The organism is Halorussus halophilus (genome assembly GCF_008831545.1).
Classification (GTDB): domain Archaea; phylum Halobacteriota; class Halobacteria; order Halobacteriales; family Haladaptataceae; genus Halorussus; species Halorussus halophilus.
In genome coordinates this window covers 2,930,755-2,952,588 of record NZ_CP044523.1, presented here as the reverse complement: position 1 = coordinate 2,952,588, position 21,834 = coordinate 2,930,755, and the positions used below count along the sequence as shown (strand labels likewise).

Here is a 21,834-nt window from a genome sequence, read left to right as displayed (position 1 = left end):
GAGTCGGTAAGAGTACAGAAATCGGGAACGAGAGCGCGAGCGTACCATCAGTCGCGCCAGAACCGCTCCAACCCGAGCGACAGCATGTCCGGACTCACCGGTTGGAACTCCTCGCGTTCGTGGTCGGGGAAAAAGTCCCGCACGCTGTTCCACGACTCGCGCGCGTAGCGTTTGTCCACCAACACTCGCACGCCGACTTCGTCCCAGCCCCGAATCACCCGGCCGAGCGCCTGTCTGGCCTTTCGCACCGCGGGCACGGTCAGGGCGTACTCGAATCCGTCGCCGAACGCTCGGTCGTAGGCAGTTCTGACTGCCTTCGTCCGGGGACTCGCGGTGTTGATGATGGGGACGCCACAGACGACTGCCGCGTGAAGTTTGTCGCCCTCGTAGTCCACGCCCTCGGTCAGCGTGCCGCGCAGACTCGTCACCAGCACTTTCGACTGGCCGCCGAAGAACTCGTCTTTCAGGTCCTCGGTCACGTCGTCGGCACTCGACTCGTCCAGCAGAACTGGCTTTTCGATACTGGAGTTCTCGCGCAGCGTCTCGGCGGCCCACTTCGCCTCGGCGTAGTTGGGCATCCCGACGAGGACGTTGCCGGGCGACGACTGAGCGACGTCGCGGAGCGCGGCGGCGTACACCTGTCTTGTCTGGGTCTCCTCGTCCGTCTGGCCACGGTTGTCGTAGGTGAATTTGGGGGCATCGACCGCGAAACTCTCGCGGTTCTCTTCGGGGAAGTTCAGGCCGTAGGTTCGCTCCACGACTGGTCGGCGGTCGTTCTCCTGAAGATGGTTCAGCCCCGTCACCTCCTCGAACACGTCGAGCGGTTCGAGCGTCGCGCTCATCAGGACGCCACCGCCGAACTCCCCGAGTTGCTCGCCGATGGCGTCGCTCGGCACGCAGTTCTGCATGGCGAGGCGGGCGTTGTATGCGCGTCGCCACGACTTGTTCGGCTCCATGTCGTTCCACGTCCGCTCCAAGACGATTTCCCGGAAGTAGTGCTCGTGGTCGTTGCGATACCACTCGCCGAGGACGCGACCAGCGGGGAGGCAGGCGCGCTCTTTCTCCTCGTCTTCGGCCTCGTTCAGGATTCGAGACACCACCGCGCCGACTGCCTCGGCGCGCACCCAGACCCCATCGTGGTAGCCTCGGTCTTCGGCCCACTCGCTGATCTCGTCCTGCTGTGGTTGCGTCGGGGGTCGCAGTGGAATCTCGTCGTCCGGCAAGTCGGTCAGGTTCGACTTCCAGCCGCGATGCTCGCGTTCGAGGTGGGCCGTGACTCGGCGGTCCAACTCTTCGCGCAAGTCCCGGATGAACTCGCGAGTCTCCTCGATTTCCGAGAGGTTCACGTCGCTGTCTTGCAGTTCGCCGCGCACCAGATTGGCGTCGGCGGTGGTGTGGCTCTCCTTGCCCTCCTTGTCGAATTGGAGCGGTTGGATAACTCGACTGAGTTCCGATTCTGCGTCTCGAAGCGTCTGGTCGGCCACCGCGTCGCTCACCAAGTCGCGCACGCGCGGTTCCAGCATGTGCGCCTCGTCGCAGACGACGAACGTCTCGTCGTCCAGCAACGCACCCGTGAAGGTGGCCGTCGTCACGGGGTCGAACGCGTGATAATAATTTCCGACGACGACCTCGACGTGGGGCAGTAGCGCGCCCATCATCGAGTGCGGGCAGGTGCCGTGCTGAACGGACAAGGAAACCAGTTCCTCAGAGTCGATGAGTCCCATGCTGTCGAAGTCGAACGGCACGGCTTCGATGGGGTCGCCGTCTTCGGGCACGTCTTCGAGGAACTGCGCGTAGAACGGGCAGTATTCGAGGTCGTCGTACTCCGGCATCTCCGGTGGGTAGGGCGTCGGTTCGTCGGCTGTTTCGAGGTAGGAGGCAGCCGCCCGGCCCTGATTGCGGCTATCGGCCAAGCCGGTTTGCTGGCTTCGAGCGCGCGAAACGAGATTCTGAGCCGTCGTGGAGCCACCCTCCCCAGTTATCGCGCGGGTATCCTCGCGTAGGGTCTCACAGCGGCTGTAGACGTTCTCGTCGTCGATGCCGCCCGCATTCTCGCGGTTGTACGGACACACGTCGGCCTTCCCGACGAGCGTCTGGGCGGTGACGGGGTCCCAGTTGTCGGGCAAATTTTCGTTGATGGTCTGGAGGTCTTCTTCGAACTGGCGCAACTGCTGTTTGACACTGGTCAGGACGAACACTCGCTCGAATTGGCTGTCGGGGTCCCGAACGAGGTGGATGCCCGCGGTCAGCGCGAGCATCGTCTTGCCGGTCCCGCAGGCTCCTTCGAGGACGGTGAACCCACCGTCTTCGGCGGTCTCGACGGCTGTCTCGATGCCGTCTACCTGCTCGTCGTAGGGGTCGTCGTGGCCGAACACCTCGCGCCACGAATCGGCGGAAGTCACTGCCACGAGGTTGCTCGCCTTCGGGTTTGAACCTTCGGAATGCGAGGTGGAAGTGAACGCGAGTTTGTGAGATACTTCGTTTCGAATTTGGAGGACGACGTGACCGAGACTGACAATTGAGTTGGTTGACATTTCCGGTGGAGTGAGGACGACGTGAGGCTAGCTACTCCCGAAACCAAGGAGAGACCGCACCGCCCCGCACAGCACCTAACGGGCCACACGCTTCTCCACCCGATTCGCTCGCACCGAAAGACAAACCGCGTCTTCGGAGCCTTCGTTCGCTACGCTCACGAAGACTTCGCTCACTCATCCCTCGCACGAATTGTCGGACCACGAGGCACCGACGGACAAACCGCGTCCGTCGAGCCTGCGTTCGCACCGAAAGACCCGGAGGGTCTTTCGAGCCTTCCTTCACTTCGTTCAGGAAGACTCCCCTCACGCAGAGTCCGACACCACGCTTCGGGTGGATTCTGAGGATGCGCGAAACTGTCTGTAGGTCATCGGCGCGCGCTGGTCGCGGTCTTGCGCCCGCGACCAAACCTCGCGCGAGGGACGAGGCTTGCGAGACGCTCCGCGTCTTGCTGATCTGCGGATGTAACCCGCAGATATCGGAGCGCGGAAGACGCGCGACTCCGCGTCTTCCGAACCTGAGAAACGCAGTCGGTTGGGGAGGGTGTGGCTCGTGCGGTGCTGTGCCGTGCGGTTTTCTCGGTATCGGGAGTAGCTAGCTCTCCGATGTTGTTCACTGGCGTGCTAACTTCAACTTCCGTGAAAACACCCCTACGCGGCTAGCGATGCAAACCGTTACCCGGCCCAAACCACAACTCCCGACTATGACTACGGAAGAAGACGACTTCGACCAAACACAGTGGAGCGAAGAACTCCAGAGTCACCGCGAGCAGAAAGACGAGATGTTCGCCGACCACCCACAGTCGCCCATCCCACCAGAAGAGCGCGAGGACTTCGACGGCCTCGACTACTTCGACCCCGACCCCAAGTATCGCGTCACCGCCGACGTCGAGGTCCACGACCAACCCGAACCTGTCGAGATGGACGTGAGTGCGGGGCGACCACAGCGATACCTGCGCGTCGCCACGCTCCGATTCAGCATCGACGAGGAAGCCTACGAACTCACAGGCTACCAGCAGGAGAGCCAAGACGGCCTGTTCGTCCCGTTCCGGGACAAGACGACTGGACAGCAGACGTACAAAGACGGCCGCTACATGGAGTTCGAACCAGAGGCCGACCTCGCCGAAATAGACGAGATGACGCTGGACTTCAACCTCGCGTACTCGCCGTTCTGCGCGTTCAGCGAGACGTTCTCCTGCCCGCTCGCGCCCGAGGAGAACTGGCTCGACGTGGAGATTCTGGCTGGCGAGAAAGACTACTGAACTCCGCGAGAACACTCGCGGGCGGGCTAAACTACTTCCTGCCTGCTACCGAGTCGTTGGTATGGCCGACGACCCCATGTCGAACTTTCCGGTTCCGGAGACCGAGGACCTACCAGACGACCTCCGAGAACGAATCGAAGAGGAGACCGAACGCGCCGGGTTCACGCCGAACGTCTTCCGCGCGTACGGCTACAAACCGAGTCACTTCCGGCCGTTCTTCCAGTACCACGACGCACTGGTCGAGGACACGCCGCTCGACCGCGAAGAAGTCGAGATGATAGTCGTCACGGTCAGTGGCGTCAACGACTGTCTGTACTGCGTGGTCGCCCACGGCGCGCTCTGTCGGTTTTACAGCGAGCGCCCGAAACTCGCCGACCAACTCGCCACCAACCACCGCGCCGCCGACCTCTCGGAGCGTCGGCGCGCGATGCTCGACTTCGCAGTGAAGTTGACCGAGCAACCGGGAAGAGTAACAGAAGCAGATCTCGACGCACTCCGCGAAGTTGGACTCTCCGACGAGGAAATTTGGGACGTGGGGAGCGTCACCGCCTTCTTCAACCTGAGCAACCGCATGTCCACGCTGGCGGACATGCGCCCGAACGAGGAGTTCTACACGTTCGCGCGGGAGATGGAGTGATTTCTCGACCCCCAATATTTGTGTATAAGGGGCATACAAGCTACCTAAAACACCCTAATTTGTATGCCGGAAAAATATATACGTCTTCTCGGCCCACCAGTAGCCATGTCAGCAACGACGTGGAACGACCCGAATCACTGCCCGTTCTGTGGCACCGAACTCGAAACTCCCGGCGCGGGCTTCGTGGACCACCTCGGAACGAGCGAAGAGTGCGAGACCGGGTTCGAGACGTGGAGGAGTAACGTCGCAGGCGACCTCGCTGGCGGTTGGAGCGGATAAGAATATCAAGGCGCGACGCCGACGGTCAACAACGTCCCGAACTCCCGATATCGCTCGACCATCGCCTCGCGGGTCTCCCAGTCGTCGGTGGGGAACTCGCTCTCGTCGGGGATGTCGATGTCTCGGTCCGGAATGTTGTCCTGCTCGGCGACGTAGAGACCTGCTTCTTCGAACGCTTCGCGGTACTCTGCGGCCGACCAGCGAGTCATCTCCACGTCGATGAACTCCTGCCACTCGTGGGAGTGGACGTTCTCCTCGTAGTAGTTGACCGCACAGTAGAAGGTGCCACCCGGTCGCAGAACTCGTTTGATCTCTTCTAAGGTCTGTTGCGGGTCGTTGGCGTAGTAGAACGCCTCCATCGTGAAGACGTGGTCCACGCTGTCGTCGGCGAACGGCAGGTGGTCGAAGTCGCCGACCAGAAAGCCGACGTTGTCGTCGTCGGTGTACCCGCGGGCATTCTGGGCCATCTCCGGCGAACCGTCGAGACCGTACGCTCGACCGGCGCGCTTCGTGTCGCGGAGCGCACGAAGCGCGTACCCGCTCCCGGTGCCCAAGTCGAGGACCGTATCCCCCGCATCCACGGGCATCCGAGCGAGGACGTGCTTCGCCGTGTGCCAGTGGCGGTCTTCCATTCCCTTGTCGCGGCCGTCGGCCGCCCACTCGTCGAACTCGTCGCGGACGCTCATGCAGGCAGGGAGGAATGCGAGCGACAAAATGGGTTCGGAACGAGACTCCGACGCGGCGCTCCTCGTGGCAGGAACCTTTTACGCACGGGGCCTGTCACTTCGCGTATGGTCGGAAACAAGAAACGGTTCGCGCTGGCCGACTCCGCCCAACAGATAGTGGGCGGGTTCCTGCTCGCCGGGCCGTTCGTCGTCACGGAGGAGGTGTGGCGACTCGCAGAGAACATGGAGACGTGGCAGGGACTGCTGACGGTCCTCATAGTCTTCGGCGTCGGCTACGGCGCGCTCTACAAGGCCGACGACGAACGCGACCCCGACCGCGAGGCGGAGGTCGCGGGCATCCCCTCGCGGTTCATCTCGCTGATGCTCGTCTCGTTCGGGTCCGTCGCTATCCTCGTCCTCGTCTTCGACGCACCCGAGACGTTCCTCTCGGACACCTATCTCGATGGGGTCTCTCGGCAGACGATGGCGACGACGCTCAAAGCACTCTCCGTCGGTTCAATCTTCAGCGTCGTCGGCGCGGCCACCGCTGACAGCGTGTTCTGACTCCTGTCTGTTGACTCCTGACTGTTGACCCACGGGCTTAAGTCGGCCCCTCCTCTTATCGGCCGATATGAACCATCACGTCGTCGTCTCGGCACGGAGGCCACCTCCTCGCAAGCGCGCACATGACGACTGAGGCCCCGGCCGTCAGTCGGTCTGTCGTCCGGCAGGCACTCGCTCGGGTCGAGGTGCCCGAGCAGCACCGATTCTCGGCGGCCGACGCGACGATTACGCACGTCGATGGCGGCGTCAACGACGTGTTCTTCGTCGGCGGTCCCGACCACGACGAGTTCGTCGTCAAGTTCGCGGCCTACTCCACGAGGGCACACTTTCGCGCAGGCGTCGCGGCGTATCGGTTGCTCGCCGAATACACCGACCTCCCGGTTCCAACAGTCTACGCCTTCGAGGAGAACCCCGCTGAGACGCCGCCGTTCGTCGTGATGGAGCGACTCCCCGGCGAGGAGTTGGCCGCGGACTTCCGAGATGTGGCGAGTGTGACGGCCCCCGACGCGGTGCGAATTTTGGGTGCCGTCGTCGGCGAGTTCGCAACGATTCCCGAGTCAGCGACCGACGGATACGGGCCGATTCAGTCGTTCGATGACGATGGCTCGGGACCACGGGCCGTCGCCAACTTCGACGACTGCGCGACGATGCTCGTGGAGTACGGAGAAACGCTCTACGACGGCTCACCGGACCACGACGCGCTCGAAGAAATCGTGCCAGCGGTTCCCGAGTTCCTCCGCGCGAATCGGGACCGATTTCCGACCGAACCGACTCCTTCCGTGGTCATCACCGACCTGTCTCCGCAGAATCTGCTGAGTCGTGATGGAACTCCGCCGGACGGCATCGACGGCGTAACCGGAGTGTTCGACTTAGAACGCGCCAAAATCGGGCCGCTCGAATTCACCGCCATCAACACGGAGTATCTCCTGTCGAGGTACGTCTCCGACCCGGACCCCGTCCGCGAAGCACTCTACGACCCGCTCCCGTTCGACTCGGACGTGCCCGCCCGCGACCTCTACCGGTTGATCGCCATGGGACGGTCGGTCAACGCGCTCGCGCGCTGGTACGACCCCGGCACGCTGGAGTACCGTCACCGTGGACAGGAACTGGCCACCGAAATCCGTCGAATCGTCGAAAATCGTCCGCCGCGTTGACCCCCGCCAGCGCGCCCTGACCCGCAGTCTTAAGTCCGTCCCCCGTATTACCGGACGATATGGATTATCAACTCGCAATCGAGAACGCGCCCGACACGATTCCCGGTGGCACGGGCATCCTGCTTCTGCATCCCAGTACCGGTGAAACAGATCGCATCGACACCGACTTCCTGAAAGCCGACACGGACAACTTCCTCGTCATCTCCACGCGAACGACCGCGCGTGAGGTAAAACAGAAACTCGACCACTACGACGTAGACGAGACCAAAGCCGAGATTCTGGACACGCTCAGCATCGAGCGCGGTTACTCGCGACGAAGCACCGACAACGTCCACTACGTCTCTTCGCCCGACGACTTGGACGGCATCCTCGAAATCACCGAGCGATTCCTCGAAGAGACCGATGGCAAGCGCCGTATCAGCCTCGACTCCATCACCGAGATGGCCTACTACGCAGACGAGGGCGACGTTCGGGACTTGATTCAGGACGTGCTGGACATGCTGGACGAACACGACGCAGTCGGTCTCTTCCACCTCTCGAAAGGCGTCCACGACGAGGTGCAGGTCGAGCAGTTCCTCGGCATGTTCGACGCCGTGGTCGATTTGGACCGCGACGGCAACGTCTCGGCTGACTTCTGAACGAACGGCTATTTCTCTCGGAGTGGACGAACTGAGGAGTCTGACGCTGGTTGCGAAGCGTCTACCCTGTACCGAGAGGGGAGCGTGAGAACTCCGAGACCCCGCAACTCCGAAATCCCCAAACGACCGATTCTAGGCGACCAACTGGACCTAAGCGTCCAGCAAATCGCCTCGATACGACACGCTGAAACGCGCTCAGATTGCGTAATCGACCCCGCTAGAGCGATTTGCGGCCGTAACGCCGTCTCGAAAGAGAGAGGCTTAAGTGTCTCCACAGGAAAGACGGATTCATAATGGCGAACGGCAAGTACGCAGCGCGGAAGCTGAAGAAGGACCGCCAGAACCGTCGGTGGTCCGACTCCGATTACGCCCGACGCGAGCGCGGTCTCGGGGAGAAGTCCGACCCCCTCGAAGGCGCGCCGCAGGGCCGAGGTATCGTTCTCGAAAAAGTTGGCATCGAAGCGAAACAGCCCAACTCTGCGATTCGGAAGTGTGTCCGAGTCCAGCTCATCAAGAACGGCAAGCAAGTCACCGCGTTCTGTCCCGGTGACGGCGCTATCTCGTTCATCGACGAACACGACGAAGTCACCATCGCCGGTATCGGCGGGGCGAAGGGTCGTGCGATGGGTGACCTCTCCGGCGTGAACTACAAGGTCGAGAAGGTCAACGGCGTCGCGATGAAGGAACTCGTTCGCGGGAACGCGGAGAAACCGGTGCGATAATCCATGGCAGCAGAAGACCAACCCGACCCCGACAAACCTGCGGGCACGGACGAAGAGGGCGCGGCAGCCCAACTGTTCGGCGAGTGGGACATTACCAACATCGAGTACGACGACCCCTCGACCGAGCGCTACATCACGGTGACGCCGGTCGCCCACACGATGGGTCGCCACGCTGGCAAGCAGTTCCAGAAGAGCGAGATTTCCATCGTCGAGCGACTTGCCAACCGACTCATGCAGACCGAGGAGAACACGGGCAAGAAACAGCAGACGATGCAAATCGTCCGCGACGCGTTCGAGGACATCCACGAGCGCACCGAGGAGAACCCGATTCAGGTGCTCGTCCAAGCGGTCGAACACTCCGCACCGCGAGAGGAGACCGTCCGCCTCAAGTACGGTGGCATCTCGGTCCCGAAGGCAGTTGACGTGGCACCTCAGCGCCGCGTCGATCAGGCCCTGAAGTTCATCGCGGAAGGCGTCCACAGTTCGTCGTTCAAGACGACGACGAGTGCGTCCGACGCGCTGGCCGACCAACTCGTCGGCGCAGCGAACTACGACGTCCAGACCTACGCGGTCAACCAGAAAGAAGAGAAAGAGCGCGTCGCGGCCGCGGCCCGCTAAACTCCGCTATCCTCTTTCGTTTTCTCGCTTCGTAGCGACGGCTATCGACAGCGCTGGTTGGTCACGCTATCTGTCGAGTGCCCACCGACTGACGACGAGTAGTGCGAGACCGACCGTTCCGGCGATAGCGACCGGAGCGACGCCCGTTCCACCGACGAGGAACGCCACTGCGAACCCGAGCGTGAGCATCCCGAGGACGGCGAACGCGCCACCGACGCCCATCGTCCACCAGCGTTCGTCTGTGTCTCCGCTAGGGTCGCTCGTGCGCTCGGCGACGAAGACGGACACGAGGGAGAACCCCAGACAGAGCGCGAGCAAGACGGCTTGGAACGACACCGCGAAGCCTTCCGACCGAAGCGCGTGTTCGACCGTATCGGCACCGGCGACGAGGAAGTAGCCGGGCGGGAAGCCGACCATTCCGAACGCGTAGAGCGAGAAGAAGACCGCGAACGCGACGGCAGCGTCCCGAATCTGGCTTTGCAGTCGTCTCTCGGCGGTCGCTGTTGCCATATGCAATAGTGGTTACCGAAACGACATAACGTTTCGTGCCCGCGCTCACTCCGTCCGCGGGTCGGTCACGTCGCAGAGCGCGTCGCCCAGCACTTGGAACGAGACGACGGTGAGCGCCAGCGCGGCCGTCGGGAAGAAGACGCCCCACCAGAAGGAAGTCGGGAACATCGCGCTCCGGGCGCTAGTCGTCAGGACGTAGCCCCACGACGCCTGCACGTCGGAGCCGATACCGAGGAACGCGAGGGTCGCTTCCAGCAGGATGAGCCAACCGACCTGTAGCGTGACTGCCGTCAGTACCGCGTTGAGCGTGTTCGGCACGACGTGTTTCCTGACGATGGCGAACTTGCTCGCGCCCGAACTCCGAGCGGCGCGAACGTAGCCCTCCTCTTGGAGTTGGAGCGCCTCCGAACGGACGATTCGAGCCACGCCGCCCCAACTCAGGAGGCCGAAGACGAGGACGATGAGGAAGAAACTCCCGGCGAGTCCCTCGGTGATGTGGTTGAGCGCCTCTTGGGTGAGGATGATGACGAAGAACGCCGGAACGGACTGCTGAACGTCCACGTAGCGCATGAGGAGTTCGTCGATTCGGCCGCCGTACGTCGCGGCCGTCGTCCCCACGACGGTAGCCAGCGGGACGATGAGCGCGATTGCGACGGCGGCCATTTCGAGGGCGATGCGTGTCCCGGCGACGGTCATCCCGACGACGTCCTTCCCGCCGCGCGTGGTGCCGAAGGGATACGTCCACGTGCCGTGACAGCGGCCGTTCGTGACCTCGCCAGCACAGGTGGGCGCGGCGCTTTCGAGGATGCTGAACCCGACAGGTGGCTGGCCGATAGGGACGCCGTAGACGCCCGCGCTTCCGATGGCAGCCTCGTTCGGCTTGAAGACGACGGGTCCGACGAGTCCGACGACGGTGAACGCCACGAGTACGAAGAAACTCGCGGTCGCCCAGCGATTCTGTCGGAGTCGTCGCCAGTACGTGCGACTTCGCTCTCTGTTCGTCACTAGCGGCACTACGAGGTAGCAGACGAGCGCGCCCAGCGAGTACAGAAACAGCCAGTCGAGTCCCGTGAAGTCCACCGAGAAAACGACCGAATCGACTTTGAAGACGCCTTCTCGGTCGGCGAAGAAGAGCGCGAGCAGGGTGAGGAGGTATCCGGCGAACGCCCAGTCGCGTCGTGCTAACCGGGAGAGTCCGCTATCGACCTCTTCTAAGTCGTCGTACAGTTCGACGAACTGGTTCATCCAGACTCACCGCCTTCGATTCGCGGGTCCAGAATCGTGTACGCGATGTCTTGTGCTAAGTTGCCGAGCATGACGAAACAGATGGGGAAGATGGTGGTTGCGAGGATGAGACCGATGTCTCGACTCCGAATCGCGTCGTAGAGCAACGACCCGAAGCCGGGAATGCCGAAGATGACCTCGATGACGACGACTACGACGAACATCACGCCGACCATCTCCGAGAAGAACAGCGACAACAGCGACGAAGCGGCGTTTCGGACGACGTGGGTCACTATCGAGCGGGTTCCGGCCCCGTTCGCCCGAAGCGTCCGGATGAAGTCTTCTCTGAGGATTTCGACGGATTCTGAGCGCGCGTAGCGGAGTTGTATCGCGACCATGTTCACCGCCAGCACGAGCGCGGGGAGCGTGATTGCTCCGAGGTTTCGCCCCGTGAAAAGCGCCAGTTCAGTCTCGTAGCTGAAATTGTACCACTCCAGATAGTCCACGACGAAGATGAACAGCACGTCGGCGGCGACGATGGTCGGTATCGCAAAGCCGACGTACGACAGTCCGCGGAGCGCTCGGAGGGCCACGCTATCTCGATACTTCGCCGCGAAGACACCGAGGAGGACGCCGAAGACGACGGCGATAGCGATGGAGGGGACGAGGTAGGTCAGCGTGACCGTGCTCGCGTCCGCGAGGAGTCCCAGTATCGGTTCCCCGTACAGCGTGTTTCCGAGGTCGAGCGTCAGGAAACTCTCCATCCAGGTGAAATAACGCTCGTGCAGCGGTTGGTCGTAGTTTCTGAGCGCCCGGTACGCTCCGCGGTCCATGCCGAGTTGGAACTGGTTCGGGTCTGGCGTCAGCGCGAAACTCAGGAAGAGTCCCGTGAGGACGGCCCAGACGCCTGTGACCGTCCACGTGAGTCGGTAGGCGATGTAGCGTGTTCTGCTCATAGGGGAGGAGGCGTCACGGCTGGCGAAACTCCGGGACCACGACCGCGACTGCCTTTCGTTATCGACTCACCTGTTTCGCCTACGACATAAACCTTCGCTACTAGTTATCACGACGCGTCCGGCGCGCCGACGAGGACGAATCGACTCTCCGTGTCGCCGTTGTGAATCTGGCGAGTGGATTCGGGAGCGATTCGGAGCGCGTCACCCGACTCCATCGCCACGTCTTCGCCATCTACCGTGACGGTCGCTTCGCCGTCGAGCAGGACGTACACCTCTTCTTGGCCGTCACTGCCGTGGTCGTGTTCCTTGCCGGTCCACCCTGCATCGACTTCGGCAACGGTGACGCCGAGGTTCTCGCAGTCGAGGGCGTCCCGCAGGAAGTGCAGTCCGCCACCGACGGGTTCGACGCTCTCGTACTCGGTTTTCGTGTAGGGCATGCCCGAGTACGTACGAACGCGAACGAAGAATAGCTACCGCCGACCACCGCTTAGTCGCCGAATAAATAAGCCCGTAGCGTCGATATCCTGACGTAATCATGGACGAAGCACTCGAAGCCGTGGAACTCGTCGCGGACTCGGAACTCGAAGGCGCGTTCACGTGGTTGCTTCGCATCGTCGGGTTGCTCGTGCTACTGGCCGGAGTCGGGCTCTGGCTGTTCACCGAGATGGGCCTGCTCGTCCTTCCGGCAGTTCTCATCGTCGTCGGCCTCGTATTGCTCGTCGCGCCGAGCATCTTGCTGGCACTCGCAGAACTTACGTAATCGATTGCACAAACTAACATAGCACCCACTGCAGCTGACCGACTTTGGAACCACTGGCGCGCTCTGCGCGCCGGTTTGCGGTGCTGTGCGGAAGTCGCACTACCGTACCGAAGACGCAGAGAAATCTGGCCGCGCCGCGGCCAGATTTCTCCGCGTCCATTTTTTCATCGACGTTTTTTGGAGTACCGAGGGACTCCGTCCCTCGAACCATGCGAATAGCGCGGAACGACGTTCCGCGGACCGTGCGAGCGGCGAAGCCGCGAGCAGACGGCCTGCGGCCGTGAGCAGAGAGTGGTGGCCAGCGCGCGAAGCGCGCTGAGCCACCCGACGAGAAAAAAGGTCGCGGTTAATCCGCGGCCTGTTCGCCGGCGGTTCCACTTCCGAGCGCGTACTCCCTCGTTGCATCGACCAGCGTCTTCCGGTACTCGCTCTCGCCGGGGTCGGGCCCCAGCGAGGCGAATCGGTGCTTGAACCCGGCGAAGTCGATGCTCGGCGCGTCGTTCGCGGCCGCGTGCGCGAGATCATACAAGCGGTGGTCGTCGGCGACGAGGTCGTGGCGCTCTACCAGCGCGAGCGCGAAGGCGGCGTTGACGACCGTGATTTCTGGGTCCGCTGTACTCGTCAGTCGGAGGCCGTCTTGCTGTCGGGCCGGTCGGTCGGCGACCGCCGCGGCCAACTCCGATTCGAGGAAGGCGACGAGTTTGTCCGTCGGGCCGACTCGCAGGGTGATGTCGTCGGCGTAGATGTCCTTCATGTGGTTGGCGATTTGGTAGCAGTGCGTGAGTCTGCGCCGTTCGACCGACTTGCCTGCCAGCGCGAGAAACAGCGCCTCCTCCGTCGATTGCGTGTGGGAGGGATGGGACTGTTCGTGGCGTGCCATGTGGGCGTACTCGTGGAGTGCGAGTTCGCGGGCCATCGCACTGGTCGCGGCCTGCCGGGAGATGTTGAGGACGTGGTGGTCCTCGGGGTGGGCGGTCCACGTCCGCTCGTCGGGGTTGTCTCGAACGTGGACGCGGACTGGCAGGTCGAGGTCGTGTTCGGTTTCGAAGAGGTCACGTGCGCGGAGGAACGGCGTCGCGGGGCCGGGACCGTGGACGCGAACATCCATGTGTATGGTTGACAAGGCTCCTTGCGTAAAGACTCTTGCGTTGGTTGCAGTCGTTGGACGGTGCCTGCGTTTGACTCACGAGCTTTCAGACGGTGAAAACTATCTCGATGGCGCTCCCTGTCGAATTCGGACCGCTACCGAAATCCCTTCGTTATTTGTTCACACCTCCGTTCGCGGTGAAACACTACCCTTTTCAACCTCCTAACGGTAGAAATCCACAATGGGAAGACGAAAGAAGATCGTCGAACAGTGTGAGCGACTGATGGACAATCCGGACCAGATCCGGAACATCGCTATCGCCGCACACGTCGACCACGGTAAGACGACGCTGACAGACAATCTCCTCGCTGGTGCAGGCATGATCGCCGACCAGGGCGAGGCGACGCAGTTGATGATGGACACCGAAGAGGACGAGCAGGAACGCGGTATCACCATCGACGCCGCGAACGTCTCGATGACCCACGAGTACGAGGGTGAGGACCACCTCATCAACCTCATCGACACGCCGGGCCACGTGGACTTCGGTGGCGACGTGACCCGAGCGATGCGCGCTGTTGACGGCGCACTCGTGGTCGTGGACGCAGTCGAGGGCGCGATGCCCCAGACCGAAACCGTCCTGCGACAGGCGCTCCGCGAGGGCGTCAAGCCGACGCTGTTCATCAACAAGGTGGACCGCCTCATCTCGGAACTCCAAGAGGGTCCCGAGGAGATGCAGCGCCGCCTGCTCAGCGTCATCGACGACGTGAACGAGTTGATTCGCGGCATGACCGAGGAGATGGACGACATCGACGACTGGACGGTCTCCGTCGAAGAGGGCACCGTCGGCTTCGGGTCCGCCCTCTACAAGTGGGGTGTCTCCATGCCGTCGATGCAGCGTACCGGGATGGACTTCGGCGACATCATGGACCTCGAGCGCAACGACAAGCGCCAGGAACTCCACGAGCAGACGCCGCTCTCGAACGTCATCCTCGACATGGTCTGTGAACACTTCCCGGACCCAATCGAGGCCCAGCCCCGTCGTATCCCGCGCGTCTGGCGTGGCGACGACGAGTCCGAACTCGCAGAGCAGATGCGTCTGGTAGACGAGGACGGCGAAGTCGTCCTGATGGTCACCGACATCGGTATCGACCCGCACGCTGGCGAAATCGCCGCCGGTCGTGTCTTCTCCGGCACGCTGGAGAAGGGTCAAGACCTCTACGTCTCCGGGACGGTCGGGACGAACCGCGTCCAGTCCGTCGGTATCTACATGGGTGGCGAGCGCGAGGAAGTCGAGCGCGTCCCCGCCGGTAACATCGCCGCAGTCACGGGCCTGAAGGACGCTATCGCCGGTTCCACGGTGTCCAGCGTCGAGATGACGCCGTTCGAGTCCATCGAACACATCTCGGAGCCTGTCATCACGAAGTCCGTCGAGGCAAAGAGCATGGACGACCTGCCGAAGCTCATCGAGACGCTCCGACAGGTCTCCAAGGAAGACCCGACCATCCAGATCGAGATCAACGAGGACACCGGCGAACACCTCATCTCCGGGCAGGGCGAACTGCACCTCGAAGTCATCACCCAGCGCATCGAGCGCAACCAGGGCATCCCGGTCAACACCGGTGAGCCTATCGTCGTCTTCCGCGAAGCGATTCAGGAGGCGACCGACGTCATCGAGGGCATCTCGCCGAACCGTCACAACCGCTTCTACATCGAAGCGCAACCGCTCTCCCAAGATATCATCGAGAGTCTGCAACTCGGCGACGTCTCGATGGACATGCCCGAGCAGGAACGACGTGAAGCCCTGCAGGAAGCTGGCATGGACAAAGACACCAGCCAGAACGTCGAGGAGATTCACGGCACGAACATCCTCATCGACGACACGAAGGGTATCCAGCACCTGAACGAGACGATGGAACTCGTCATCGAGGGTCTCGAAGAGGCACTCGACGACGGTCCGCTCGCCGCCGAACCCGTGCAGGGGACGCTCCTGCGTCTGCAGGACGCGAAGCTCCACGAGGACACCATCCACCGTGGTCCGGCGCAGGTCATCCCTGCAGTCCGCAACGCGGTCCACAACGCGCTGGTCGCTGGCCGCGTCAAGCTCCTCGAACCGATTCAGAACGTCCGCATCGACGTGCCGAACGAACACATGGGTGCGGCGTCCGGCGAGATTCAGGGCCGACGTGGCCGCGTCGACGACATGTACCAAGAGGGCGACCTGATGGTCGTCGAGGGCATCGCGCCTGTCGACGAGATGATCGGGTTCTCCTCGGACATCCGCTCGGCGACCGAGGGTCGTGCCTCGTGGAACACCGAGAACGCCGGGTTCCGCGTCATGGCCGACAACCTCCAGACCGAGACCATCGTGGAGATCCGCGAGCGCAAGGGCATGAAGACGGAACTGCCCGAAGCCATCAACTACTTCTAAGGCGGTCTCTCTCCTCGCGGCTTTTGCGGTTCTCCTTTCGACTGCCACCGTTCGAGCGACTGCCATCGCAATCGATCAGCGCGTTCGCACTCCCCGACTCGGACTGGCTTGCTCTACTTCTGGCACTTTCGACTCAGGTTCTGGTGCTGCCAACTCTCTTCAGGACCGGCCTGTCGGGCACTTAGGAGGCGAATAATAAAGCAGGTTGTTAGCATACTTCGATACGTACCGGAGCCATGATACCTCTCGTAACCTTCGTCTGGGTCACTCTCGTCACGCTCCTCTGGGTTGCTATCACGGCGGGCATCTGGGCTATGCTCTACGCGAGCGGTGACCCATCACCGGGCGTCCCAGCCGCAACGTCGAACGATTGACTGTTCGGGTTTCTGACTCGCCACTCGGTGTGCTCGTCTTCTTTCGGTTGGAACCGCAGTTTTGGCCGGGTTTCGAACGTGGTCGGCGGTACCGTTATCTGATTCTTCGCTGGTCGTATCGTCTGTTCCGCTTGCAGTTGGTTCTCTTCGCTTGTAGGGTGGTCCACGCTGCACGTTCGATTCGCTGTGAGTAATCGACTAATCGTCCGTCGCTATCGCTCGGCGTCGGGTACTCTGGTGAGGAAAATAGGATGGAGGCTGTTCAGTTGGACGCCTTATCGCTCCCCGCGCACGATTACTTCTGCGTCGCACATCGGGCAGACGGTCGTCTGGGTCACGTCGAACGTGCCTTGGCAGAAGACACAGACGTGTTCGCTGTCGGTCAGTCGGCGCGTTTCGGACACGTTGTCTGTCGTGGACATACTCAACGCATGGACTCGGCGGGGTATTATTATGAGCTGGCTAAGTCAATAGTTACCACACCACACGAATTGGGATGGTACTGTTTACCGCGCAACTCCCAACCGTTTCAGGCCGTTGTGTATCGTTGAGATCCGGACTGTCTGTGAAACAGACGATTCTCTGGGTCGTTCTCGACTACCCGTCCTCAGCCGTTCTGGCGCTCTTCTATCGGCATATTCGTCTGAAATACTCGGGAAAAATACTCTTCGAAACTACGGGATAGACCGTTACATCTCCCCGGAACGATACGAAAGGTGTCAATCGACCCCGCTCCGACCACGTCGCCCCCCCATCCTCTCGCTGGATTGAAAATTACATCTCTTCCTATTAAATGACAATCACGCAATTTTTAATTAACTTCTATGCCGTTATACTCTCGGGGGTCTCGTACTGATGAACCGTCGAACGTTCCTCGGCACGCTCGGGTCCGGGTCGGTGGCCAACTTCGCAGTCGGCCAGAGTCTAGTCGATACGCTCGCTACGGGTGACCGAGAGTGGGTGAACACGTTTCGATACGGCGATGCGGGTCGATACGATTCGGTGAACGTCGAGATTTACAAGCCGACCCACACCGACTCGGTGTATCGATACTGGTCCCGAATCGGCGCGCAGAACGTGTTAGGTCAGGCCACCGACGACGGCTACATCTCTGGCTACCAAATCACGGAGTGGAACATCGACTGGACGGCGGACTGTGACGGCGACCTCCTCGCGCAGTGGAACGACTACCGAACCAAACAGGGGTGGACGAGAGACGGGTCCCATCAGTTGATAGTCAATTGTGGTGACCCCGGTCCCGCGGGCAAAGCAGGGTCGGGAGACGCGTGGCGGACGGACCGTTCGTGCTGGGTGAAAACGTACCATAACGAAAAGGACGAACTGCCGTTCAAGCACACCGTCGCACACGAGGTGCTCCACAACTACTATTCGAGCCTCGACTGCGAGACGGTCAAGTCGCTGACTGGGCCGCACAACTCCGAACACTCGCTCGGCACCGTCATCGACCGGGACGGCCAGAACCTCGGAACCCCGCTGGCGGACCCGGACCACTGGAGTGCTGGCCGTTGTTCGTACTACGGCGAATCGACCGACGGGGCTACGATGACCCTGTCCGCCTGCGAGAAACAAGCGCTTAAGTACAGCGCAGACCACTGGAACGGTCGGCACTGATAACGATTTTCGAACTATCGAGAGCCACCTCGTCAGCTACGAAGTTCGCCCAGCGTTCGCAGTGCCGGACGCCCGAACATGGCGAAGACGATGCCGAACCAGAGGAGTCCTAGCAGTATCGCGCCGCTGTAACTCGCAAAGACGCTGGTCTGGCCGTTGACAGTCGGTGCGAACCAGTTCTCCGAGTTGGTGTTCTGTAGTCGTTCGATAAGCGTGTAGAACCAGAAGAGACCGGGGGAACTCATCACCGCGAGCGAGAAGAGCATGGCGAGAACGTCACGCACCGGTGCCCAGTCGGAGTTCCACTCCTCTTTCGGGAAACTGTAACTCATCTCACCTGAACTGTCGCTTACTCTTCTCCAAAAAGATTAGGAATCTAACTACTATGCGGGGGGTCGTCGTTTCTTGAATCCCGACCGCGTCTTCGCCCGGCCAGTTTTGCACTCGACTGAACCTTTTTGCCCGCCCACGCGTGAGAGACACATCACATGAGCGACGATGCGAGCGCGGACGGGACGGCACCGCAGGCACACACCGTCCGCTTAGAACTGGTAGACGAACCCGGCGAGTTGCTCCGGGCGCTCGAACCCATCGCGGACAACGGTGGGAATCTCCTCTCTGTCTTCCACGAGCGCGGTTCGCTGACACCGCGGGGTCACATCCCCGTCGAGGTGGACTTAGAGTGTCCGCCCGACCGGTTCGACGCCATCGTCACCGGACTCCGAGACGAGGGGGTCAACGTGATTCAAGCCGGGGCCGAACGCTACGGCGAGGAAGTGACCGTGCTGCTCGTCGGCCCGCTCGTCGAGACGGACCTCTCGGAGACGCTCTCTCAGATAGAAGACGGTGCCGACGCGGCGGTCGAAGACCTGTCGCTGTCGGCCCCCGACGGTGCAACCGAGGAGGCGAGCGCGCGACTCCGACTGGCGGCCGAGATGGGACGAACTAGCGACGTACTCGCCGTCGTGAACGAAGTCGCGGCCGAGAAGGACCTCCACGTGGTCGAACCGCTGGCCGAACTGGAGGGGTCGGCGTGAAGTTAGCCGTCCTCGGTGCAGGGGCAGTCGGGCGCTCCGTCGCCGAACTCGCTGGAGAGTACGGCCACGAGGTCGTCGCGCTCGCCGACTCGTCAAGCAGTGTCGTGAACGATAGCGGCATAGACGTCTCCGACGCACTCGCGCACAAGGACGACGAGGGGCGCGTCGGCCCGGAGGACCCCGAGACCGCGCTCGACGCCGACTACGACGCGCTGGTCGAAGCGACGCCGACGACACTCGGCGACGCCGAACCCGGATTCAGTCACGTCCGAACGGCACTCGAACGAGACCGTCACGCCGTGCTGGCGAACAAAGGACCAGTCGCCGAGCGGTACGCGGACCTCCGCGAACTGGAACGCGCGAGTGACGGAGCGGTTCGCTTCGAGGCGACGGTCGGTGGCGCGATTCCGGTCCTCTCGACCATCGACGACTACGGGCCAGAGACCATCACTGCCGCGCGCGGCGTCCTGAACGGGACGGCCAACTTCATCCTCTCGCGCATGGCTGCGGAGGGACTGGACTACGAACACGTCCTCGCGGAAGCCCAAGACTTGGGCGTCGCCGAAGCAGACCCAGCCTTCGACGTGAACGGCACGGACGCGGCACTGAAGTGCGTGATTCTGGCGAACGTCCTTGGCGACCGGGAGTACACGCTGGACGACGCCGAAGTCGAGGGTATCGCCGACCTGCCGGGGACCGCGCTCGACCTCGCGGCCGAAGACGGTCGCACGGTACGACTCATCGGGGAGGCGACGCCAGCGGGCGTGCGCGTCGGCCCGCGACTCGTCCCCGAAAACGGAACGCTCGCCGTCTCGGGGACACGTAACATCGTGCAACTGGAGACCGAACACGCTGGACGACTGAACATTAGCGGGCGTGGCGCGGGTGGTCCGGAGACGGCGACGGCCGTCCTCGCGGACGTGAATCGACTCCGCGACTGAGTATCGAGACCGACTTTTCGTCGCCCTCGATTCGCTCGATTCGTCGCTCACTCGCCTAGACCATGTGATGGTCTAGCAGTAAACGCCAGAGGGCGTCGGGGTCGGGTGCATAGCGTATCGAAATGGTTTTAACCGCTTCTGCCAAAAGATTCCGACAGAGCGCGTCTGCGCGTGAGATATCAATGAGCGACAAACCACACCAAAACTTGGCCATCATCGGCCACGTCGACCACGGTAAAAGTACGCTCGTGGGACGACTCCTCTACGAGACGGGGTCGATTCCGGAGCACGTAATCGAACAGAACAAGGAAGAAGCAGAAGAGAAGGGCAAGGGCGGCTTCGAGTTCGCCTACGTCATGGACAACCTCGCCGAAGAGCGAGAGCGTGGTGTCACCATCGACATCGCCCACCAGGAGTTCGACACGGACACGTTCCACTTCACAATCGTGGACTGTCCCGGTCACCGCGACTTCGTGAAGAACATGATTACCGGCGCGTCCCAGGCGGACAACGCCGTCCTCGTCGTCGCGGCTGACGACGGTGTCGCGCCCCAGACCCAGGAGCACGTCTTCCTGGCTCGTACCCTCGGTATCGACGAACTCATCGTCGGCATCAACAAGATGGACGTCGTCGACTACAGCGAAGACGACTACAAGCAAGTCGTCTCCGAGGTTCAGGACCTCCTCAAGCAGGTCCAGTTCAACACGGACGACGCGAGCTTCATCCCGATTTCCGCTTTCGAAGGCGACAACATCGCCGAAGCGTCCGACAACACCGACTGGTACACCGAGGAGACGCTCCTCGAAGCCCTGAACGACCTCAAGGCACCGGAGCCGCCGACGGAGGCCGACCTCCGTCTGCCCATCCAGGACGTGTACACGATTTCCGGTATCGGTACCGTCCCGGTCGGACGTGTCGAGACGGGTACCCTGAACGTCGGCGACAACGTCAGCTTCCAGCCGAGCGACGTTGGCGGCGAGGTCAAGACCGTCGAGATGCACCACGAAGAGGTCCCGAAGGCAGAGCCGGGTGACAACGTTGGATTCAACGTTCGTGGCATCGGCAAGGACGACATCCGTCGCGGTGACGTCTGTGGTCCCGCCGACGACCCGCCGAGCGTCGCCGAGACGTTCCAGGCCCAGATCGTCGTGATGCAGCACCCCTCGGTCATCACGGACGGTTACACGCCGGTCTTCCACGCCCACACGGCGCAGGTCGCGTGTACCATCGAGTCCATCGACGCGAAGATCGACCCGTCCTCCGGCGAAATCGCCGAGGAGGACCCGGACTTCATCCAGTCGGGTGACGCCGCGAAGGTCACCATCCGACCGCAAAAGCCGCTCAGCATCGAGCCGTCGTCGGAGATTCCGGAACTGGGCAGCTTCGCAATCCGCGACATGGGCCAGACCATCGCAGCGGGTCAGGTCCTCAGCGTCAACGAGCCATAACGCATGCAGCAAGCACGCGTCCGCTTGGCGGGTACGAGCCCCGAAGACTTAGACGACATCTGCGACGATGTCCGCGAGATTGCCAGCAAGACCGGCGTCTCGCTCTCGGGTCCCATCCCGCTCCCGACCAAAACGCTGGAGATTCCCACTCGGAAGTCCCCCGACGGTGAGGGGACCGCGACGTGGGAACACTGGGAGATGCGCGTCCACAAGCGTCTCATCGACATCGACGCCGACGAACGCGCGCTCCGCCAGCTCATGCGAATTCAGGTTCCGAACGACGTGAGCATCGAGATCGTCCTCGAAGACTAAATCTCGACGTCGCGACCTCAACTGAACTTCTCCATTTCTCAGTTTCCGTAGCCGC

The 21,834-nt window shown here is 62.0% G+C and carries 25 protein-coding genes; 16 read left to right on the top strand and 9 right to left on the bottom strand.

The genetic code is table 11. The features are described 5' to 3' along the window. Positions 1-47 precede the first annotated feature (47 nt). The gene (locus tag F7R90_RS14675) at positions 48-2,402 is read right to left on the bottom strand and encodes an ATP-dependent DNA helicase (protein ID WP_225741190.1); all 2,355 of its coding nucleotides are present in this window, start codon (positions 2,400-2,402) and stop codon (positions 48-50) included. Between the two features lie 833 nt (positions 2,403-3,235). Between F7R90_RS14675 and F7R90_RS14670 the strand changes: the two genes are divergently transcribed. From F7R90_RS14670 to F7R90_RS14660, 3 genes are all read left to right on the top strand, one after another. Further along, positions 3,236-3,793 (top strand): DUF1684 domain-containing protein, encoded by a 558-nt coding sequence (locus F7R90_RS14670; protein WP_158058150.1) that lies wholly within the window; start codon positions 3,236-3,238, stop codon positions 3,791-3,793. 61 nt (positions 3,794-3,854) lie between these two features. Next, complete coding sequence (locus F7R90_RS14665; protein ID WP_158058149.1) at positions 3,855-4,430, top strand: peroxidase-related enzyme; 576 nt, start codon at positions 3,855-3,857, stop codon at positions 4,428-4,430. A gap of 105 nt (positions 4,431-4,535) precedes the next feature. Then, positions 4,536-4,709: a DUF7501 family protein gene (locus F7R90_RS14660; RefSeq protein WP_192498330.1), complete on the top strand. Its 174-nt coding sequence runs from the start codon at positions 4,536-4,538 to the stop codon at positions 4,707-4,709. A gap of 5 nt (positions 4,710-4,714) precedes the next feature. Here the strand turns inward: F7R90_RS14660 and F7R90_RS14655 are convergent, their stop codons facing one another. Then, a complete protein-coding gene (locus tag F7R90_RS14655) occupies positions 4,715-5,395 on the bottom strand; it encodes a class I SAM-dependent methyltransferase (protein ID WP_158058147.1) in 681 nt (226 codons plus the stop codon). 105 nt (positions 5,396-5,500) lie between these two features. Between F7R90_RS14655 and F7R90_RS14650 the strand changes: the two genes are divergently transcribed. The 5 genes from F7R90_RS14650 to F7R90_RS14630 all read left to right on the top strand — a co-directional run bounded on the left by F7R90_RS14650 (position 5,501) and on the right by F7R90_RS14630 (position 9,070). Continuing rightward, on the top strand, positions 5,501-5,938 hold the full coding sequence (locus F7R90_RS14650) for a DUF2391 family protein (RefSeq protein ID WP_158058146.1): 438 nt from the start codon (positions 5,501-5,503) through the stop codon (positions 5,936-5,938). Between the two features lie 122 nt (positions 5,939-6,060). Further along, positions 6,061-7,092 (top strand): phosphotransferase family protein, encoded by a 1,032-nt coding sequence (locus tag F7R90_RS14645; protein ID WP_158058145.1) that lies wholly within the window; start codon positions 6,061-6,063, stop codon positions 7,090-7,092. 59 nt (positions 7,093-7,151) lie between these two features. After that, positions 7,152-7,730, top strand: a complete 579-nt coding sequence (locus F7R90_RS14640) for a DUF7090 family protein (RefSeq protein WP_158058144.1) — start codon at positions 7,152-7,154, stop codon at positions 7,728-7,730. A gap of 293 nt (positions 7,731-8,023) precedes the next feature. Next, on the top strand, positions 8,024-8,452 hold the full coding sequence (locus tag F7R90_RS14635; RefSeq protein ID WP_158058143.1) for a 30S ribosomal protein S12: 429 nt from the start codon (positions 8,024-8,026) through the stop codon (positions 8,450-8,452). Between the two features lie 3 nt (positions 8,453-8,455). Continuing rightward, positions 8,456-9,070: a 30S ribosomal protein S7 gene (locus F7R90_RS14630; protein WP_158058142.1), complete on the top strand. Its 615-nt coding sequence runs from the start codon at positions 8,456-8,458 to the stop codon at positions 9,068-9,070. Positions 9,071-9,136: 66 nt separating this feature from the next. Here the strand turns inward: F7R90_RS14630 and F7R90_RS14625 are convergent, their stop codons facing one another. The 4 genes from F7R90_RS14625 to F7R90_RS14610 all read right to left on the bottom strand — a co-directional run bounded on the left by F7R90_RS14625 (position 9,137) and on the right by F7R90_RS14610 (position 12,197). After that, positions 9,137-9,580, bottom strand: coding sequence for a hypothetical protein (locus tag F7R90_RS14625; RefSeq protein WP_158058141.1), 444 nt, complete (start codon positions 9,578-9,580; stop codon positions 9,137-9,139). A 45-nt stretch (positions 9,581-9,625) separates the two neighbouring features. Continuing rightward, a complete protein-coding gene (locus F7R90_RS14620) occupies positions 9,626-10,825 on the bottom strand; it encodes an ABC transporter permease (RefSeq protein ID WP_158058140.1) in 1,200 nt (399 codons plus the stop codon). After that, positions 10,822-11,760, bottom strand: a complete 939-nt coding sequence (locus F7R90_RS14615) for an ABC transporter permease (RefSeq protein ID WP_158058139.1) — start codon at positions 11,758-11,760, stop codon at positions 10,822-10,824. The genes F7R90_RS14620 and F7R90_RS14615 overlap by 4 nt, the downstream gene beginning before the upstream one ends. A 107-nt stretch (positions 11,761-11,867) precedes the next feature. Then, entirely contained in the window at positions 11,868-12,197 is a 330-nt protein-coding gene (locus F7R90_RS14610; RefSeq protein WP_158058138.1) for a cupin domain-containing protein, read from the bottom strand. Between the two features lie 98 nt (positions 12,198-12,295). On the opposite strand from F7R90_RS14610, the gene F7R90_RS14605 reads away from it, so the two are divergent. Further along, positions 12,296-12,520, top strand: a complete 225-nt coding sequence (locus F7R90_RS14605) for a hypothetical protein (protein ID WP_158058137.1) — start codon at positions 12,296-12,298, stop codon at positions 12,518-12,520. Positions 12,521-12,866: 346 nt separating this feature from the next. Here the strand turns inward: F7R90_RS14605 and F7R90_RS14600 are convergent, their stop codons facing one another. Then, positions 12,867-13,628 carry a DUF5781 family protein gene (locus tag F7R90_RS14600; RefSeq protein WP_158058136.1) on the bottom strand — a complete coding sequence of 254 codons (762 nt, stop codon included), beginning with the start codon at positions 13,626-13,628 and terminating at the stop codon, positions 12,867-12,869. A gap of 220 nt (positions 13,629-13,848) precedes the next feature. Between F7R90_RS14600 and F7R90_RS14595 the strand changes: the two genes are divergently transcribed. Further along, on the top strand, positions 13,849-16,035 hold the full coding sequence (locus tag F7R90_RS14595) for an elongation factor EF-2 (RefSeq protein ID WP_158058135.1): 2,187 nt from the start codon (positions 13,849-13,851) through the stop codon (positions 16,033-16,035). A gap of 236 nt (positions 16,036-16,271) precedes the next feature. After that, positions 16,272-16,409: a hypothetical protein gene (locus F7R90_RS22280; RefSeq protein ID WP_192498329.1), complete on the top strand. Its 138-nt coding sequence runs from the start codon at positions 16,272-16,274 to the stop codon at positions 16,407-16,409. A gap of 275 nt (positions 16,410-16,684) precedes the next feature. Here F7R90_RS22280 and F7R90_RS22275 read toward each other — a convergent pair whose 3' ends face one another. Continuing rightward, positions 16,685-16,831 (bottom strand): hypothetical protein, encoded by a 147-nt coding sequence (locus F7R90_RS22275; protein ID WP_192498328.1) that lies wholly within the window; start codon positions 16,829-16,831, stop codon positions 16,685-16,687. A 433-nt stretch (positions 16,832-17,264) separates the two neighbouring features. On the opposite strand from F7R90_RS22275, the gene F7R90_RS14590 reads away from it, so the two are divergent. After that, positions 17,265-18,041 carry a hypothetical protein gene (locus tag F7R90_RS14590; RefSeq protein ID WP_158058134.1) on the top strand — a complete coding sequence of 259 codons (777 nt, stop codon included), beginning with the start codon at positions 17,265-17,267 and terminating at the stop codon, positions 18,039-18,041. Positions 18,042-18,073: 32 nt separating this feature from the next. Here F7R90_RS14590 and F7R90_RS14585 read toward each other — a convergent pair whose 3' ends face one another. Further along, on the bottom strand, positions 18,074-18,373 hold the full coding sequence (locus F7R90_RS14585) for a hypothetical protein (RefSeq protein WP_158058133.1): 300 nt from the start codon (positions 18,371-18,373) through the stop codon (positions 18,074-18,076). 156 nt (positions 18,374-18,529) lie between these two features. Between F7R90_RS14585 and F7R90_RS14580 the strand changes: the two genes are divergently transcribed. From F7R90_RS14580 to rpsJ, 4 genes are all read left to right on the top strand, one after another. Then, positions 18,530-19,078 (top strand): amino acid-binding protein, encoded by a 549-nt coding sequence (locus tag F7R90_RS14580; protein WP_158058132.1) that lies wholly within the window; start codon positions 18,530-18,532, stop codon positions 19,076-19,078. Then, positions 19,075-20,019, top strand: a complete 945-nt coding sequence (locus F7R90_RS14575; RefSeq protein ID WP_158058131.1) for a homoserine dehydrogenase — start codon at positions 19,075-19,077, stop codon at positions 20,017-20,019. The genes F7R90_RS14580 and F7R90_RS14575 overlap by 4 nt, the downstream gene beginning before the upstream one ends. A gap of 182 nt (positions 20,020-20,201) precedes the next feature. Beyond that, a complete protein-coding gene (gene tuf / locus F7R90_RS14570) occupies positions 20,202-21,467 on the top strand; it encodes a translation elongation factor EF-1 subunit alpha (RefSeq protein WP_158058130.1) in 1,266 nt (421 codons plus the stop codon). A gap of 3 nt (positions 21,468-21,470) precedes the next feature. Then, complete coding sequence (gene rpsJ, locus F7R90_RS14565) at positions 21,471-21,779, top strand: 30S ribosomal protein S10 (RefSeq protein ID WP_158058129.1); 309 nt, start codon at positions 21,471-21,473, stop codon at positions 21,777-21,779. Positions 21,780-21,834: the final 55 nt, after the last annotated feature.